This window comes from Caballeronia sp. LjRoot34, assembly GCF_964253815.1.
Lineage (GTDB): Bacteria > Pseudomonadota > Gammaproteobacteria > Burkholderiales > Burkholderiaceae > Caballeronia.
This window is the reverse complement of the sequence record NZ_CAXUSB020000001.1, coordinates 4,317,807-4,333,737: the sequence shown is the minus strand read 5'-3', so window position 1 is coordinate 4,333,737 and position 15,931 is coordinate 4,317,807. Positions and strand designations below refer to the sequence as shown.

Here is a 15,931-nt window from a genome sequence, read left to right as displayed (position 1 = left end):
CGAATGCAGTCGTTAGGGTTTACCGCGAGTCCTGCCGCCGCCCTCGCCGCCACTCGGCGACAAGGCCCGGTGCGCGCGGGCAAGCGTGCCCCAGAGCCTTGTCCACCATGCTTTTGCAGGCGGTACAGCGGACCGGGACAACGTGCGGTTACGTCGGATTGAGCGGAGATTCTAACGCCAAATGCAACCGCGGCGCGAGTTATCCACAGGGACGGACCATGCGGCGTATCGAATCGTCAGGCCTGTGGACTTCTTCGAAAACCGCTCGCCATGCCTCGTAACCTATTGACGGTCAATAGGAAAACGGTTTAAATAGCGGGTTCCGCAAAACCCGAATTCCTGTACCACCGGCCGGTGCGTCGCTTTTTACGTCGCTTACCTCTAGCCGCGCGGTCCGTTTTTACCCAAGTGAGACCAACATGAAACGCACTTACCAACCTTCCGTTACCCGCCGCAAGCGTACCCACGGCTTTCGCGTCCGTATGAAGACGGCCGGCGGCCGCAAGGTGATCAACGCACGTCGCGCGAAGGGCCGCAAGCGCCTGGCTGTATAAGGTCGCTTTTGACGGCGCGCCCCGGCACTCGCCCAGACGCGTGCGACGGCCAGGTGCGCAGCACGACAAGCTCCGGACAGGAAACCAGTCAGTTGCGAGCGCGTGCCGCGTTCCCCAAGGCCGCAAGGCTGCTGAAAACGGATGAATACTCATCCGTTTTTCGTTTGCGCCCCTGGCGCCGGTCCCCGCACTTTGTCCTGTATGGCAAGCCGACAGGCAACGAGGCGCGACTGGGTTTGGTTATCGGCAAGAAGTTTGCGCCGCGCGCGGTGACGCGCAATCTGATCAAGCGGTTGGCGCGCGAGGCATTCCGGCTTCGGCGCGCGGAGCTTGGCGGATGGGACATCCTGCTGCGGCTGCATGCGAAGATTGACCGCAAGGCCATGCCGAGCGCGAAATCGCCGCCGCTGCGTACGTTGTTTCGCGAGGAGATCGACGGCCTGCTTGACCGTGCAGTGCGCGAAGCCGCGCGGCGTATGGGAGAGCCGGGTGCATCGACTATCGTCAGTGACCCACCCGCGCCTGCGGGCTCATGAGCCGCTTCAGGCGCACGCCGGCTTGGTCCGGCGTCGACCCGAGCGCGAATTTTATGCAGACGGCACGAATGGCAGAAAGGGCGTTGATCGCCTTATTACGCTTCTACAAGGTTGCGGTGAGCCCCATGCTCGGCAACCGGTGCCGCTTTTACCCATCGTGTTCTGACTACGCGCGCGAAGCAATCCAGTATCATGGCGCCGCGCGTGGCTCATTCCTCGCAGCAAAACGTCTGTGCCGCTGCCATCCGTTTTCGGCTGGCGGCATCGATCTGGTCCCCGTGCCTCCGTCCGCCGCCGGCTGCGTTCAGCAGGATGGCGCGTCAGCGGCCGACCCAGTCGACGACTCTGCCCCGAGCTCATCGAATTCGCCAGATCCGGCAAATTCAGTGAGTTCAAACCACCACGGCGCCAATAACGCGCTCTTCGATCGACACTGAGACAACGCATGGATATCAAACGTACCGTCCTATGGGTCATCTTTTTCATGTCGGCTGTCATGCTGTACGACAACTGGCAACGTGACCATGGGCGCCCGTCGATGTTCTTCCCGAGCGCCGTCCCGACCAAGACGGTCGGCAGCGCTGCACCGGGAACCACGACGCCGGGCACGCAAGCCGCCGATTTGCCGTCTACCCCTGGCGTACCCGGCGCACCGGTCGCGCCGGGTTCGAATGCACCCGCTTCGAGCGCCGCAGACCAGCTCGTGAATTTCTCCACGGACGTCTATTCCGGTCAGATCGATACGCGCGGCGGCACGCTTTCGAAGCTGTCGCTCGTGAAGGAAGGTGACGGCAAGCAGCCGGATCTGTATATCACGCTCTTCGATCACACCGCGACGCACACGTATCTTGCGCGCACGGGCCTGCTCGGCGGCGACTTCCCGAACCACAACGACGTCTTCACGCTCGTGCCGGGCAGCCAGACGTCGATGGACGGCGGCAACACGTTGTCAATCGCGTTCGAGTCGCCGGTCAAGGGTGGCGTGAAGGTCATCAAGACCTACACGTTCACGCGCGGCAGCTATGTGATCGGTGTCGACACGAAGGTGCAGAACGTCGGCACTGCGCCGGTCACGCCGCGCCTGTACATGGAACTCGTGCGCGACGATTCGCCGGTGGAAACGCCGCGCTTCTCGCATACGTTCATCGGGCCGGCTGTTTATACCGAGCAGCATCACTTCCAGAAGATGACGTTCAGCGATATCGACAAGGGCAAGGAAGATTTTGCGCCCTCCGCCGATAACGGCTGGGTCGCGATGGTGCAGCATTACTTTGCGTCGGCGTGGATTCCGCAGCAGGGCGTGAAGCGCGATATCTACGTGCAGAAGATCGATCCTGCGTTGTATCGCGTCGGCGTGCAGCAGCCGTTGCAGACCATTGCGCCAGGGCAGACCGTCGACGTGCAGGCGCGGCTTTTTGCCGGTCCTGAAGAAGAGCGGATGCTTGAAGGCATCGCACCGGGTCTTGAGCTGGTGAAAGACTACGGCATGGTGACGATCATCGCGAAGCCGCTGTTCTGGCTGCTCGAGAAGATCCATAGCTATGTGGGCAACTGGGGCTGGTCGATCATCCTGCTCACGCTGTTGATCAAGGCGGTGTTCTTCCCGTTGTCGGCGGCAAGCTACAAGTCGATGGCACGCATGAAGACCATCACGCCACGCATGACGCAATTGCGTGAACGGTATAAGGGCGATCCGCAGAAGATGAATTCGGAGCTGATGGCGCTCTATAAAACCGAGAAGGTGAATCCGTTCGGCGGTTGTCTGCCGGTCGTTGTACAGATTCCGGTGTTTATCTCGCTGTACTGGGTGTTGCTGTCGTCGGTGGAAATGCGCGGTGCGCCGTGGGTCTTGTGGATTCACGACTTGTCACAGGCCGATCCGTTCTACATCCTGCCGGTGATGATGGCCGTTTCCATGTTCCTGCAAACGCGGTTGAATCCCACGCCGCCGGATCCGGTTCAGGCAAAAATGATGATGTTCATGCCGCTGGCTTTCTCGGTCATGTTCTTCTTCTTCCCGTCAGGACTGGTGCTGTATTACGTTGTGAATAACGTGCTTTCCATCGCGCAGCAGTATTACATCACGCGCATGATGGGGCAGAAGAAGGTAGCGAAGGCTTAAAGTTTGGTCTTTGGTTGGATTGAAAACGCCCGGTTTATGCCGGGCGTTTTCGTTTCTGTGAACTGTTTGCGTATGCGTTTTAGCGTTTCCCACCCGTCCCATAAAACTGATCGACCAGTTCTTCCAGCAAATACCGGTGGTGCGACGAAAGCGCCTCGATCTTCGAAGCCAGTTCAAGGGTCTCCTCCGAAGCCGGGTATTTCTCATCATGTGTGATCGGCTTCGGTGCGCCTTGCGGATTCCCGCTTGGCGGCGGTCCGTAGTGAAGCCAGTGCTGTTCGACCTTGAACCACTCGGCGAGCGTCGCCAGTTTGTCGGTCGTGGGAATTGAACGCGCGGTCAGCCACTTGTGCGTGGTTTGCGGCGAAACGGGTTCGCCGTGATATCGCAAATTGAAATGCAAAGCGAGATCGGTCGCACCGCGCATTTTCTCGGGCGCGCGTGTCATTGAAAATTTGAGCCGATCCGAAAAATCGGTTTTCTCTTTGGGTGTTGGCATGGTCGCGATTGTGCGAGGCAAACGCAGTGGGGGAGTCAACCGCCTACGCTAGATATGGCGCATCTTTCTAATTTTTAGCGCGCTCAGGAAAAACAACATCAGAATGCCGCAATGGTTGATTGATAGGCATGACCCAATAACGACCACATTTGCAGCCAACGAAACGATGCGCGCCAACAGCCAGTCCGACGCTTCATCATATCCCACGTAAGATAAATTGAGAATCGTCCTAACGGCTCGTGCCACGCAGCGAAACGAGAGCACCGCGCTACAATGCCGCCACTCGTTCACGCGCGTTCCGCTGGAAAAAACCATGTCCAATAACGACACCGATCCGATTGTCGCGATCGCCACCGCGCCGGGGCGCGGGGGTATCGGCGTAATCCGGCTGTCGTTCGGGCGGGCGGGCGAAGCAGCGGCGAGGCACGCGATGCTTGCGCTGTGCGGCCAGTTGCTCGACGCGCGGCACGCGAGCTATGTGCCGTTCATTGATGCGCGCGGCGAAGCGATCGATCGCGGCATTGCACTGTATTTCCCCGCACCGCATTCCTATACCGGCGAACACGTGCTCGAATTGCAGGGACACGGTGGTCCGATCGTGCTGCAACTGCTGTTGCAGCGAGCTGTCGATACCGGTCGCGAATTCGGCGTGCGGCTGGCCGAACCCGGTGAGTTCACGCGTCGCGCGTTCCTCAACGACAAGCTCGACCTGGCGCAGGCCGAAGCTGTCGCGGATTTGATCGAGGCGAGCACGGAAGCCGCGGCGCGCTCGGCGGGCCGCTCGCTCGATGGCGCGTTCTCGCGCGAAATCCATGCGCTCGTGGAAGACGTGATCACGTTGCGGATGCTGGTCGAAGCGACGCTCGATTTCCCCGAGGAGGAGATCGATTTCCTGGAAGCCGCCGATGCCCGCGGCAAGCTCGCGCGCATCCGTGCCCTGCTCGACAAAGTGCTCGCCGATGCTCGACAGGGCGCGCTACTGCGCGAGGGGCTATCGGTTGTGCTCGCGGGGCAGCCGAACGTGGGCAAATCGTCGTTGCTGAATGCGCTGGCCGGCGCTGAACTCGCCATCGTCACGCCGATTGCCGGCACCACGCGCGACAAGGTCACGCAGACTATTCAGATCGAAGGCATTCCACTGCATGTCATCGATACCGCCGGCCTGCGCGAAACCCAGGACGAGGTGGAGCGGATTGGTATCGAACGGACTTGGGGGGAAATCGGCCGCGCGGATGTCGTGCTGCATCTGCTGGACGCACGCGAGGCGCTGAGTACCGAGGATGCAGCAATCTCGGCGCGTTTTCCGGTGGGCGTGCCGGTCGTGCGCGTGCTGAACAAGGCGGATCTGGCGGGTGTTGAGGCATCGGCGGAAACGGCCGGTGATGGCGTGCGCGACGTGCGTTTATCGGCGAAAACGGGTGAGGGGATCGCGATATTGCGTAGCGAATTGCTCAAGATTGCAGGGTGGCAGGCGGGCGCGGAGAGTATCTATCTGGCGCGCGAACGGCATCTGATTGCGCTGCGCGCTGCGCGCGAACATCTGGCGATTGCCGCGGACCATGCGAACCAGAATTCGCAAGCGCTCGATTTGTTTGCCGAAGAGCTGCGGCTCGCACAGGATCAGCTCAATTCGATCACCGGCGAGTTCAGTTCCGATGATCTGCTGGGCGTGATTTTCAGCCGGTTTTGTATTGGGAAGTAGACGTGAGATCGATGTACGAAGTGCCTCTAATGTTCCAAGGGGACGAGCGAGAGCCACTGTTGGTGCAATTCGAAAAGCAAAGGGCCGGCTATCTGAGGGAACTGCAGTATGAACATGACTGACAAATCGTCGGATAAGGGCGAGGTCGTGCTCTATGCGACGGACGACGGAACCGCGCAATTTTTCTTGCGTGCGGAAGGCGGCACCGTTTGGCTGAGTCAACTCGAGCTGGCCGCGTTATTTCAGACCTCGATCCCGAACGTCAACATCCATATCAAGAATATCTTGGCCGAAGGCGAATTAAGCTCTGAGGCAACTATTAAAGAAGACTTAATAGTTCGAACCGAGGGGAATCGGCGAGTAAAACGGCCTGTCAAGTTCTACGACTTGCAGATGATTTTGGCTGTCGGCTATCGCGTCAACTCTGCTCGCGGCACGCAATTCCGCCAATGGGCGACCGCGCATTTGAAGGAATACCTCGTCAAGGGTTTCGTCATGGACGACGCCCGACTCAAGGATCCGACCGGATGGGACTATTTCGACGAACTGCTACAGCGCATTCGCGACATACGGGCGTCCGAGAAGCGTTTTTATCAGAAGGTGCGAGATTTGTTTGCCCTGTCGGTCGACTATCGCGACGATTCCGCAGCGGCCGGACAATTCTTTGCCGAAGTTCAAAACAAGATGTTCTACGCGGTCACACAGCAAACGGCCGCAGAAATCGTAGTAAAACGTGCTGATCCGAGTCAACCAAATATGGCACTCACCGCGTGGAAAACCGGACGAGCGCAAGTCAGACGTAATCGTCGCCAAGAACTATCTGAACGCGGATGAAATTAACCTCCTCAACCGGATTGTTATGCTGTTTCTGGACTTTGCCGAATTGCGCGCGGCAAAGCGCAAGGATTTGCGCATGGCCGATTGGCGTAATTACGTCGATACGTTTATCGAATTCAATGAAAGCCCGTTACTAAAGGGAAACGGACGAATGAGTCACGACAAAATGGTAGAGATTGCGCACGACCGCTACGAGCAATTCGATGAGCAGCGACGAGGGGTCGAGGTATTGCAGGCCGACGCGCAGGATCTCGAGGAGTTGGAAGAGGTAGAGCGCAGGTTGACTATGAAGAACAGCGGGAGTGACGCGTCCTAAGGCTAACAAAAGGTCGCGATCCATCGAGTGTTTCGCGCGCGACCATAGCACCAGAGGGCCTGTGCATCGATCAAGGGCGAACGACCCGCGCTCTTTCCAACGCGAGCGAGCGTTCGCCCATACGATCTGCGGCAAAATCATCTACCGCAGGGCGGCATACGCGGTTGAGCGCATCGAGATTTTTGGAATCTGTGCTCTGACTTCTTAGAGGGGTAGATTGAGACAACCAGTTGAAAACGCGAGGGTTGCTTGCCAGCGCCCAGCCCGTCAGGTGAGGACCATTTCGGCGAAGCCACCAAAATGGTCCTATTCGGGTCAGGAGCGAAGCGCGCGATAACCGACTACACGGTTCTCCCCAGCGCCGCTCACCCAAACCTCAAACCGCCTTCTTCCAAACCGCAGCAAACACCCCCGCCCCCATCAACAGCGCGCCGCCGGTTCGATTCACCGTCCGCTGCACGCCAGGCCGCCGAATTGCCCGTCGCGCGACCGAAGCGAGCATCGCATAAGCAAACGCATTCGCCGCAGCCAACCCGACAAACGTCGCCTCCATGATCGCAATCTGCGAAATGCTCGCCACGTGTGGATCGATGAATTGCGGCAAGAACGCGATAAAGAAAATGATGCTTTTCGGATTGAGCGTGGTCACCGCGTATGCGTGAGCGACGATCCGCCGTGTGCGCAACTTGCCAGGCGCGCTGACCGCATCGGCGTCCATCACCGGCGCGCGCCACAACTTGATGCCCAGATAAACGAGATAAGCCGCGCCCACCCATTTCAGGACCATGAACAGTTCCGCCGATGCCGCGAGCAACACGCCAAGCCCGAGCATGGAAGCGGTCATCGACGTAAGGTCACCCAACGCAACACCGGCCGTCGTAGCAAGCGCGTATTTGCGGCCGTGGCCGAGCGCATAGGAGACCACCAGCAGCACGGTCGGTCCGGGAATGGCAACAAGGATGGCGGAGGCGATTGCGAACGGTAGCCATTGGGCAAGGGTCATGGAAGCTCCTGTAGGACGGAAGCGTCGATTAATCCACGAAGATTCGCATCTGACAAGACACCGTGTAAAAGACGGCAGGAACCACGACACGACCCGGAGCACGTCGCCCCCGCCGAGGGCAGCCTGTCACACCCAAGTATCTGACTTGAAACAGCTTCATCTGCGGAATCGCTTTTCTGTGTTCAATTTCCCCGTTCGGCACAAATTCTGCTTGGTATTGAACGGGCTTTGACCAGCGATCAGGCCCGGTAATCTGTAGTGTCTCCTCCTCATTTCGTTGAGGTTAATGCCCGGTTCCTGCGAACCGGGCATCTTTTATTGCCTTTTCTATTTGCGCCGCATCAATCGCGATTTTTGATTACAGCGCCGCGCGCTTAAAGCCGCTTAATCCACCGCGCCCTTCTGCGACAATCCGTCTTGTTGCGAACGCACACAAGTTGTGCTTGCCTCTTGCAAATTCTCATCTAGGATAAACGCTGCAGATTAATAACTAGTCACTGAATACATAGCTAAATCCCCGCTAAAGAGTTGCATGGAGGCTATTGATGAAAAAGCGCGCCATTGCTGGTTTTGCGATGATCGGCTTATTGGGCGCGATCACCTCGATTCAAGCCCAGGACAAGGTGATCCAGCCGCGACAAACGTTCAGTTTCATGCCTAACGCGTACGGCTGTTTATCGAAGGACAAATTCGATTCCGCCGATCAACACGCCCAGGCCGGCGAGCAACAGAAAATGCAGGAATTCTTCGCGGGATTTCAATGCGTACCCACACCCGAAGGCGCTCATTTCCGGGTAGTGCAGGTTGTCGGCCATGATGTCGAATTTGTGAATGCGGCAAACAGCGATACACAAGGCTTGTGGACCGCAGACCGATTTATCAAGCAGTGAATTAATCACATACAGATCACGGTTAAAAGAATAACGGCGACGTAAAGGCCGCCGTTATCTAATTGTGTAATTACTCGCGGAGTGAATTTATTCACCCCCGCCGGGTTGGCTACGCGTCCTCGCAGGACACTCTCACACCGCATCGGCAACGGCATACGTCAACTTCCTTTTTCCAGCAACACCCTCCCTCCTTGAGCGATTCCCCGCAACGAGCGAACGCGTTCGGTATCATCACGCGTCGAACGTCGTCGAATGTGATTCGGAACGCGTCGGCACGCAGCGGTTCCGCCCGAAACATCCGTTCCGAATTCCCCCCTTTTCCGGCCTCTCAAACAGGCTTTCCGGTGTTGCATGGCCCTTAAATCCACAATCTACAAAGCTGAGCTGCAAATCGCCGACATGGATCGGCACTACTACGGCGACCACGCGCTGACCATTGCCCGGCATCCGTCCGAAACAGACGACCGGATGATGGTGCGCGTCGCCGCGTTCGCGTTATTCGCGAGCGAACGCCTCGAATTCACCAAAGGACTGTCCGACACCGACGAACCCGATCTGTGGCAAAAGGACCTGACCGGGCAAATCGAAACGTGGATTGAAGTGGGTCAGCCGGAGGAACGGCGTATCGCGAAGGCGAGCGGACGCGCGGATCGGGTGATCGTGATCGCATACGGCGGCCGCACCTCCGAGATCTGGTGGCAGGGCGTCAAAGCGAAGGTCGAACGGATGCAAAACGTGACCGTATGGTCGCTCACCGATGGCGTGGCCGCAGCGCTCGGCGCGTTGGCCGAACGGACCATGCGGCTTCAATGCACGGTGCAGGATGGCGAAGCATCGCTGGGCAGCGCCACGGTCGATCCGGTTGCTATCGACTGGACCGTGTTCAAGGGAAAGCCGCGCTGACCGGATGATCGGACGCGCCGCCGGTCACGCCTCCGGTGGCCCTTTCAGCTCGACCAGGTTGCCTTCCAGATCGAAGAAATAGAGCGACGGGCCGAAGCCTTCAGCACCGTATCGACGGGCTTCGTCCCCCAGGCGCACGCCGTTCTCAAGCAGATGCGCACGCAACGCGGCGGAATCGAAGGGTTCCACGCGCAAGCACAAGTGATCCATGTTGTTGCCCGCGCCGGGCGTGCCGCTTTCCGGCCGGTCAATCTTCGAGCCCACCGCCAGCAGATCGATCAGCGAGCGCCCCGCGCGCATCTGAACCAACCCAAGCTCGCGTTGCTCCTTCTCTACCGGACAACCCAGCACCGTCCTGTAAAAATCGACCATGGCATCAAGGTTCGCACAGCGAATCACGACGTGATCAATCTCGCGGATAGGTATGTGCATCGTGTGTCTCCGTTCTAGCGTTGTTATAGCCAGTAAACTGGCGAAAAGAGCCAGCTTTAAGTTTAGCAAGTGTTGCGAAACAGCACGGCTATAAAGGCTACAAAGCGTATGGACGAAAAAAAGCCCGCTCGTTGCGGAGCGGGCTGAATCCATATCAGGAGGAGACATGGAGGAGACAGTTCCAATATTACACAGCCGATAGGGTCGATGCAACACTTATCGTAGTAAAAACCCCTATGGTGGGGATGTGTCGCATCTGTGCGTCATTTGTCCATGCGTTCACAGTCCCGTCATCCAAGGAAGAAATGACAGAGCAAGATCCGGCGAGTACCTATAGACGCGCGCCTCTAAAGTAGTCACGTACCCTTCGCAAACCGAGGATTGTGATGAAAACCGAATCAAGCACCCCTGCTTTTTCCAACGATGAAACCCGTTGGAACGCCCTGTCGAGCCGCGACTCAAGCGCCGACGGCGAGTTCTTCTACGCCGTTCGTACGACCGGCGTGTTCTGCCGCCCATCGTGTGCGTCGCGGCAGCCGCGGCGTGAAAACGTCGAATTCTTCGATACCCCGCAGCAAGCCGAAGCCGCCGGTTATCGGGCATGCAAACGGTGTCAGCCGGGCAGTTTGTCGCGGGAACTCGCTATCGTGGAGCGCGCGTGCAAGGTGCTCGACGCCGACCCGCAGGAACGCGTGACGCTCGCGGAATTGAGCCGCGCCGTGCATGTCAGCGCGTTTCATTTGCAGCGGCTGTTTTCACGCGTGGTCGGCGTGTCGCCGAGGCAATACCAGGCCGCCCGCCGCGCGGATGCATTGCGCGGTGCGCTTCAACGCGGCGATGACGTGACCCGCGCCATGCATGACGCCGGCTTCGGTTCGACATCGCGGATGTATGACGCGGCGCCCGCCGAACTGGGGATGACGCCGTCGACTTATCGACGCAAGGGAGCAGGTCTGGTCGTGCATTTCGCTACCGCGCAAACGGCACTCGGGATCGTGCTGGTCGCCGCGACGCCCAAGGGTATCTGCAAGATCGCTTTCGGCGATAACCCGGCCGCGCTCGAAGCCGAATTGGCGCAAGAGTTGTCGGACGCCGAACGGATCGAAGACAAGGCACGGCTCGCACCGTTTATCGTGCAGATCGATGCTTATTTGCGCGGCACGCGAGAGCATTTCGACCTGCCGCTGGACATCAGCGCAACAGCTTTTCAGCAGCGCGTATGGGATGCGTTGCAGAGGATTCCATACGGCCAGACGCGCAGTTATACCGATATCGCCGAAACGCTTGGGTCGCCACGGGCCGTGCGGGCGGTCGCGAATGCGTGCGCGTCGAACCCGGTGGCGCTTGCCATTCCGTGTCATCGCGTAGTGCATAAGGATGGCGCGCTGGCGGGGTATCGATGGGGCACGGCGCGCAAGGTCGCGTTGTTATCGGCGGAAAAGGAGCATCGGGTCGCCGTGCCGCTCGAGACAGTTGGCGCGGAGGATCTGGATTGATGGAGCATGGCTGGCTCGCGGGCTTTCAACATCTCCTGAATCACGTTGAACAATACGATGCCCATTAGCATCCCGATCCTCCCTGCTTTCGAACGCGCTTAAATTGCCACAAAATAAACCCACCCGCATCCAGCTACCCTACGTCGAACCCTACGATTGGCCCCGCGTCCTGCGATTTTTCGCGGGGCGCGCGACGCTTGGCGTCGAAGCGGTGGAGGACGGTTCGTATCGCCGTGCAATTGAGTGGCTTGGCGATTCGGGCACGCTCAGCGTGACAAAGCACGCCAGCAAACCTTGTCTCGTTGCGACGCTGGAAGGCGCGGCGGGCCGCCATGCGAAAGCGATCGGCGAGCATCTGACGCGCATGTTCGATCTTCAGGCCGACGCGCCGGCTATCGCTGCTCATCTCGCCCGCGACCCGTGGTTCGCGCCGCTGACCCAAGCCGTGCCCGGGTTGCGCGTACCCGGCGCGTGGTCGGGCTTCGAGCTGGTCGTGCGCGCGATTGTCGGCCAGCAGGTCAGCGTGAAAGCGGCATCGACTATTGTGGGAAGGCTCGTCGAACGCGCCGGTACGCCGCTGACCGATCATCCGCATGCCGGCACCGCCTGGCGTTTCCCGACGCCCGCCGCGCTGGCCGAGGTCGATCTGGAAAAGATCGGCATGCCGGGCAAACGCGTGGCCGCATTGCAGGGGTTCGCACGCGAGGTCGCGGCGGGCGCGCTGCCTCTCGACGATCCCCATGCGGACCGCGCCGGACTGCGGGCGGCGTTGCTGGCTATGCCGGGTATCGGACCGTGGACAGTGGAATACGTCGCGATGCGCGCGCTACGCGACGCCGACGCGTGGCCCGGCACCGACCTGATCCTGATGCAGGCGTTAGTGGCACGCGATCCGTCGATGGCGAAAGCGGCGGCGCTGCGCGCCCGCGCTGAGGCCTGGCGGCCGTATCGTGCGTATGCTGCCCTGCATGTGTGGAATGAAATCGCGGACCGGGCGGGATCGGCGAAAGGCGGGTGACGCGCAGCGTCGCTACGTGGGTTCGAAGCGGATCCTGAAACGCGGCCCCCGCCCACTATCGATTTCACGGCCGAATCGGCAGCCCGCATCGCTCATCGGAAAAACCTGCCGCTGCCACTCGCGCCGCAAACCGCTTGAATTCGCGCAAACCCTTATCCGACAAGGGTTCAAGCACGTCTTACACTGAGATGTTAAAGTGCCCGCTACCCAAAAATCTGGTTCGGCGCATTCCGTTCGGCGTCAGACACGCAACCGTCGCAGCAATGGCAAATACGAATTTCTCATCTCCGTCCAACAGCGCTTTCCTGCGCCGCTTATCCGCGCTGACCAGCGGCCCGCACGGCGCTGTGTTGCGCCAGGGGCTGCGCGGCATCGAGAAGGAAAGCCTGCGGGTAACGCGCGAGGGAACGCTTGCCACCACGCCGCATCCGCGCACATTCGGCTCGGCGCTCACGCATCCGCTGATCACCACCGACTACTCCGAAGCGCTGATTGAACTGATTACGCCAGCCGAGCACGACGTCACGCGCACGCTTGAGCAACTGGACGACTTGCATCGCTTCGCCTATGCGCATCTCGGCAGCGAATTGCTCTGGAACGACTCCATGCCGGGCGTGCTTCCCGCCGATCAGGACATCCCGATCGGCTGGTATGGGACATCGAATATAGGCATGTTGAAGCACGTGTACCGGCGCGGTTTGTCGCTGCGATACGGCCGCACCATGCAATGCATCGCCGGGATTCACTATAACTATTCGCTGCACGAAGACGTGTGGCGCACATGGGCCGCGCTCGATAACCGCAGCGCCGTGCCAGTCGTCGATTTCCAGTCAGAACGATATTTCGCGCTGATCCGGAATTTTCGCCGGACAAGCTGGCTGCTGATGTATTTGTTCGGCGCATCACCGGCGCTCAACCAGCAGTTCCTGCGCGGCCGCCCGAATACGCTCGAGACCTTCGACGCCACCACGCGTTATCTGCCGTACGCCACCAGCCTGCGGATGAGCGATCTCGGCTATACGAACAACCCGGCGCAATCCGCGCTGCTGCCGAGCTACGACACGCTCGACGGTTACCTCAGCGTGCTCGCGAAAGCGGTCAGCGAGCCGTATCCGGCGTATGAAGCCATGGGCACGCAGCGTGACGGCGAATGGGTGCAGATCAACACGAACGTGCTGCAGATCGAGAACGAGTTCTACTCGACCATCCGGCCGAAGCGCATTACGCAACCTGGCGAGCGGCCGTTGCATGCTTTGTCGTCGCGTGGCGTGCAATACATTGAAGTGCGTTGCCTCGATATCGACCCGTTCGAGCCGACCGGAATTTCGCTTGAGACTACGCGTTTCATGGACGCGTATCTGCTGTATTGCGCGATCGAAGACAGCCCGCTTTTGCCGCGCGCCGCCAACGAGGAAGCCAACGAGAACTTCGCGCGCATCACGAAGGAAGGGCGTAAGCCCGGCCTGACACTGGCGCGCGATGGCCGTGAAGTCCCCATGCAAGGCTGGGCGGATTCGTTGCTCGACGCCATTGAACCGGTCGCGCAGGCGCTCGACGCGCTGCATGGCATTGATGAACACATGACCGCCTTGAAGGCCCAGCGCGCACGATTGGCCGATGTCTCGCTGACACCGTCCGCCCGCGTGCTCGAAACCATGCGCGAGCGGCATCAGAGCTTCAACGAATTTGCGCTGGAACTGAGCGCAAAGCATGCCGATTATTTCCGTGGCCGTCCGCTCAGCGCGAAGGCCGAGCGTGAAATGGCGGCGCTTGCTGCAAAGTCGCTGGACGATCAGGCAAGAATCGAGCGTGAAGAAGTCGGTTCGTTCGATGCCTTCGTCGGCGCTTATCGTGCTTACACGTTGAACCGCATTAGCGTTTGAAACGGCTGGGCGCCGGCTTCAAAGCCGACGCTCAAGTCGACGCCCGGCAATCCAGCAGCTTTTCCCTCGCCGCACTGCCTCAGCAGCGGCAACCCTTACTTGTTTTGCAACAGTGCGCAACGCGTGGAAACGCTAGTCCGCAGGTCAGGTCTGAAAATAGCGACGTATCAGCTAAACCGGACTGATTGACGGCGGGCCGGACACGATCGGCCGGCCTGGACACACATCAAGGAGAGGAAGAAAAATGAGAAAAAACCTGTTGGGAAGCGCGAACCTGGCTAAGGCGGCAGTATTGAGTACGGTGGTGGGGGCAATCGCTCTGCTGGCCGGCTGCTCGACGACCGGCCAGATTGCCGGTGAAACCATGGAGCAGGCCACGGCGCCGCTCACGTGTACGAACAAGGCCGAATGTGACGCGTGGTGGGCGCGTGCGCAGGTTTGGGTGAGCAACCACTCCGAATACAAGCTGCAGACCGTTACGAATTCGATCATCCAGACCGATGGGCCGTCAGGCGGCAAACGCGCACTGGCATACCAGATCACCAAGACTCCGAGCAATGAAGGGACGGCAACAATTGGTTTCGCCGCCCATTGCGACAATATGCTCGGCTGCGACCCGAACCCGTGGAAGGCCGGCGCGGACTTCAAGCAGTTCGTGCGCGGCGGGCCATCGCAGATGGGCACGCCGGGCGGCGCAACGGCGTCCGGCAATGCGTTGCCGCCGGTTTCTCCCGCGCCGCCATTGCAGCCGATGCAGCAAAACCTTCCCGTTCATCCGATGCCATCAACGCTCGAGAATCAGCCGGGACAATCGGGCCAGGACCTGACGCCGCAGTAGGTTTCCACCGTTGTCCGTTGTTAATTACAGAAGGCCGCGTTCTCGTCAGGAGGCGCGGCCTTTGCATATCCAATCGGGGAAACGGCGGCAATCGACGAAAATGTGGCGGCTACATACTATTTAATGCATCGACAGGCTGGTTACTATCGGTTCGATAGCTAAAACCCTTGCATAGGCATTGTTTTAATCCGACGAGGGAATGGCCTGTACCTTCGCCTGTTCGGGCAATCGCCGGAACACCATCGCCCCGAGATACCCGCGCAAACCACCCGGTTGAATGCAAGCCGAAGCGGCCTTGAACATTCACTCCGCGTCATCGGCGAAGGGCTCAAGCCAGGAACCAAGCGCCCCGTCCTTCCAGACGATGCCCGCCCGCGTCCCTCAGGCCCAAGATTCCGACTTAAAAACAACACCGCAAAAATTTGCTAAGGTTCCCATCTTGAAAATCGATTGCACAGTCAATATTATTCTAAGCAACGAGTTACGCGCTGCGGCGCCACCCGAGACCATGTTCTGACCGACTGAAAGCATCGAACCATTCGATGCGCAAATGGATTTACCCGATGAACCGCGCTGCCCAAACCACCCGCCTCCTCGGCCGACGCTTCGGCCAATCGATAACCGCCGCCTTGCTGCACGTCCTGCCGCCTAATATGAGCTCATGGAAGCTGGCGCTGTATGTGATCGTGTTTTTGCTGCCGGGCGGCTCGTTTGTCGTACTGGGTGCCGTGTGGCTCGAAAACCGCCGCGCGCGCAAAGCCGCGGACCCGGCGCCCGTCAAGACTCCGCGCCTCTGTGGTCCGAAACACTGCGACGCCTGATACCCTCGCCGCCGTTCTTGGCGCGTCGTTATGCAAACTCACGCAATGCTGCGTGAATGCCTGCGTGTTGCGTAACGACCC

15 protein-coding genes and 1 pseudogene are annotated in these 15,931 nt (G+C 59.5%); 13 read left to right on the top strand and 3 right to left on the bottom strand.

Annotated elements, in window-relative coordinates:
- Positions 1-419: 419 nt before the first annotated feature.
- From rpmH to yidC, 4 genes are all read left to right on the top strand, one after another.
- Positions 420-554, top strand: a complete 135-nt coding sequence (rpmH, locus tag ACSQ36_RS19510) for a 50S ribosomal protein L34 (protein ID WP_006998755.1) — start codon at positions 420-422, stop codon at positions 552-554.
- 53 nt (positions 555-607) lie between these two features.
- Positions 608-1,090, top strand: a complete 483-nt coding sequence (gene rnpA / locus ACSQ36_RS19505; RefSeq protein WP_213765073.1) for a ribonuclease P protein component — start codon at positions 608-610, stop codon at positions 1,088-1,090.
- Between the two features lie 68 nt (positions 1,091-1,158).
- Positions 1,159-1,527: a membrane protein insertion efficiency factor YidD gene (yidD, locus tag ACSQ36_RS19500; RefSeq protein WP_255631416.1), complete on the top strand. Its 369-nt coding sequence runs from the start codon at positions 1,159-1,161 to the stop codon at positions 1,525-1,527.
- Positions 1,528-1,535: 8 nt separating this feature from the next.
- The gene (yidC, locus tag ACSQ36_RS19495) at positions 1,536-3,212 is read left to right on the top strand and encodes a membrane protein insertase YidC (protein ID WP_213765072.1); all 1,677 of its coding nucleotides are present in this window, start codon (positions 1,536-1,538) and stop codon (positions 3,210-3,212) included.
- Positions 3,213-3,291: 79 nt separating this feature from the next.
- Here the strand turns inward: yidC and ACSQ36_RS19490 are convergent, their stop codons facing one another.
- Positions 3,292-3,711 carry a transcriptional regulator gene (locus ACSQ36_RS19490; protein ID WP_213765071.1) on the bottom strand — a complete coding sequence of 140 codons (420 nt, stop codon included), beginning with the start codon at positions 3,709-3,711 and terminating at the stop codon, positions 3,292-3,294.
- A gap of 313 nt (positions 3,712-4,024) precedes the next feature.
- Between ACSQ36_RS19490 and mnmE the strand changes: the two genes are divergently transcribed.
- Entirely contained in the window at positions 4,025-5,413 is a 1,389-nt protein-coding gene (gene mnmE / locus ACSQ36_RS19485; protein WP_436183051.1) for a tRNA uridine-5-carboxymethylaminomethyl(34) synthesis GTPase MnmE, read from the top strand.
- A gap of 108 nt (positions 5,414-5,521) precedes the next feature.
- A pseudogene (locus tag ACSQ36_RS19480) lies at positions 5,522-6,566 on the top strand (virulence RhuM family protein).
- A 376-nt stretch (positions 6,567-6,942) separates the two neighbouring features.
- Here the strand turns inward: ACSQ36_RS19480 and ACSQ36_RS19475 are convergent.
- A complete protein-coding gene (locus ACSQ36_RS19475; RefSeq protein WP_436183050.1) occupies positions 6,943-7,569 on the bottom strand; it encodes a LysE family translocator in 627 nt (208 codons plus the stop codon).
- Between the two features lie 545 nt (positions 7,570-8,114).
- On the opposite strand from ACSQ36_RS19475, the gene sap1 reads away from it, so the two are divergent.
- Together sap1 and ACSQ36_RS19465 are read left to right on the top strand one after the other, a co-directional pair.
- A complete protein-coding gene (gene sap1 / locus ACSQ36_RS19470; protein WP_436183049.1) occupies positions 8,115-8,459 on the top strand; it encodes a surface attachment protein Sap1 in 345 nt (114 codons plus the stop codon).
- Between the two features lie 351 nt (positions 8,460-8,810).
- Positions 8,811-9,362 carry a YaeQ family protein gene (locus tag ACSQ36_RS19465; protein ID WP_031360972.1) on the top strand — a complete coding sequence of 184 codons (552 nt, stop codon included), beginning with the start codon at positions 8,811-8,813 and terminating at the stop codon, positions 9,360-9,362.
- Positions 9,363-9,386: 24 nt separating this feature from the next.
- Here ACSQ36_RS19465 and ACSQ36_RS19460 read toward each other — a convergent pair whose 3' ends face one another.
- The gene (locus ACSQ36_RS19460; RefSeq protein WP_436183048.1) at positions 9,387-9,794 is read right to left on the bottom strand and encodes a VOC family protein; all 408 of its coding nucleotides are present in this window, start codon (positions 9,792-9,794) and stop codon (positions 9,387-9,389) included.
- Positions 9,795-10,180: 386 nt separating this feature from the next.
- Here ACSQ36_RS19460 and ada point away from each other — a divergent pair, with 386 nt between their 5' ends.
- The 5 genes from ada to ACSQ36_RS19435 all read left to right on the top strand — a co-directional run bounded on the left by ada (position 10,181) and on the right by ACSQ36_RS19435 (position 15,850).
- A complete protein-coding gene (gene ada, locus ACSQ36_RS19455) occupies positions 10,181-11,290 on the top strand; it encodes a bifunctional DNA-binding transcriptional regulator/O6-methylguanine-DNA methyltransferase Ada (RefSeq protein ID WP_436183047.1) in 1,110 nt (369 codons plus the stop codon).
- A gap of 103 nt (positions 11,291-11,393) precedes the next feature.
- The gene (locus ACSQ36_RS19450; RefSeq protein WP_436183046.1) at positions 11,394-12,308 is read left to right on the top strand and encodes a DNA-3-methyladenine glycosylase family protein; all 915 of its coding nucleotides are present in this window, start codon (positions 11,394-11,396) and stop codon (positions 12,306-12,308) included.
- 263 nt (positions 12,309-12,571) lie between these two features.
- The gene (gene gshA / locus ACSQ36_RS19445; RefSeq protein WP_436183045.1) at positions 12,572-14,191 is read left to right on the top strand and encodes a glutamate--cysteine ligase; all 1,620 of its coding nucleotides are present in this window, start codon (positions 12,572-12,574) and stop codon (positions 14,189-14,191) included.
- Between the two features lie 244 nt (positions 14,192-14,435).
- A complete protein-coding gene (locus tag ACSQ36_RS19440) occupies positions 14,436-15,029 on the top strand; it encodes a hypothetical protein (protein WP_213765063.1) in 594 nt (197 codons plus the stop codon).
- 563 nt (positions 15,030-15,592) lie between these two features.
- A complete protein-coding gene (locus ACSQ36_RS19435) occupies positions 15,593-15,850 on the top strand; it encodes a hypothetical protein (RefSeq protein WP_436183044.1) in 258 nt (85 codons plus the stop codon).
- The last annotated feature ends 81 nt before the right edge of the window (positions 15,851-15,931 follow it).

Coding starts and splice junctions, on each gene's coding strand:
- yidC (WP_213765072.1), top strand. CDS start 1,536: ATGGATATCAAACGTACCGTCCTATGGGTCATCTTTTTCATGTCGGCT.
- ACSQ36_RS19490 (WP_213765071.1), bottom strand. CDS start 3,711: ATGCCAACACCCAAAGAGAAAACCGATTTTTCGGATCGGCTCAAATTT.
- gshA (WP_436183045.1), top strand. CDS start 12,572: ATGGCAAATACGAATTTCTCATCTCCGTCCAACAGCGCTTTCCTGCGC.
- yidD (WP_255631416.1), top strand. CDS start 1,159: ATGGCAGAAAGGGCGTTGATCGCCTTATTACGCTTCTACAAGGTTGCG.
- ACSQ36_RS19440 (WP_213765063.1), top strand. CDS start 14,436: ATGAGAAAAAACCTGTTGGGAAGCGCGAACCTGGCTAAGGCGGCAGTA.
- ACSQ36_RS19435 (WP_436183044.1), top strand. CDS start 15,593: ATGAACCGCGCTGCCCAAACCACCCGCCTCCTCGGCCGACGCTTCGGC.
- rpmH (WP_006998755.1), top strand. CDS start 420: ATGAAACGCACTTACCAACCTTCCGTTACCCGCCGCAAGCGTACCCAC.
- ACSQ36_RS19465 (WP_031360972.1), top strand. CDS start 8,811: ATGGCCCTTAAATCCACAATCTACAAAGCTGAGCTGCAAATCGCCGAC.
- mnmE (WP_436183051.1), top strand. CDS start 4,025: ATGTCCAATAACGACACCGATCCGATTGTCGCGATCGCCACCGCGCCG.
- ACSQ36_RS19460 (WP_436183048.1), bottom strand. CDS start 9,794: ATGCACATACCTATCCGCGAGATTGATCACGTCGTGATTCGCTGTGCG.
- ada (WP_436183047.1), top strand. CDS start 10,181: ATGAAAACCGAATCAAGCACCCCTGCTTTTTCCAACGATGAAACCCGT.
- sap1 (WP_436183049.1), top strand. CDS start 8,115: ATGAAAAAGCGCGCCATTGCTGGTTTTGCGATGATCGGCTTATTGGGC.
- ACSQ36_RS19475 (WP_436183050.1), bottom strand. CDS start 7,569: ATGACCCTTGCCCAATGGCTACCGTTCGCAATCGCCTCCGCCATCCTT.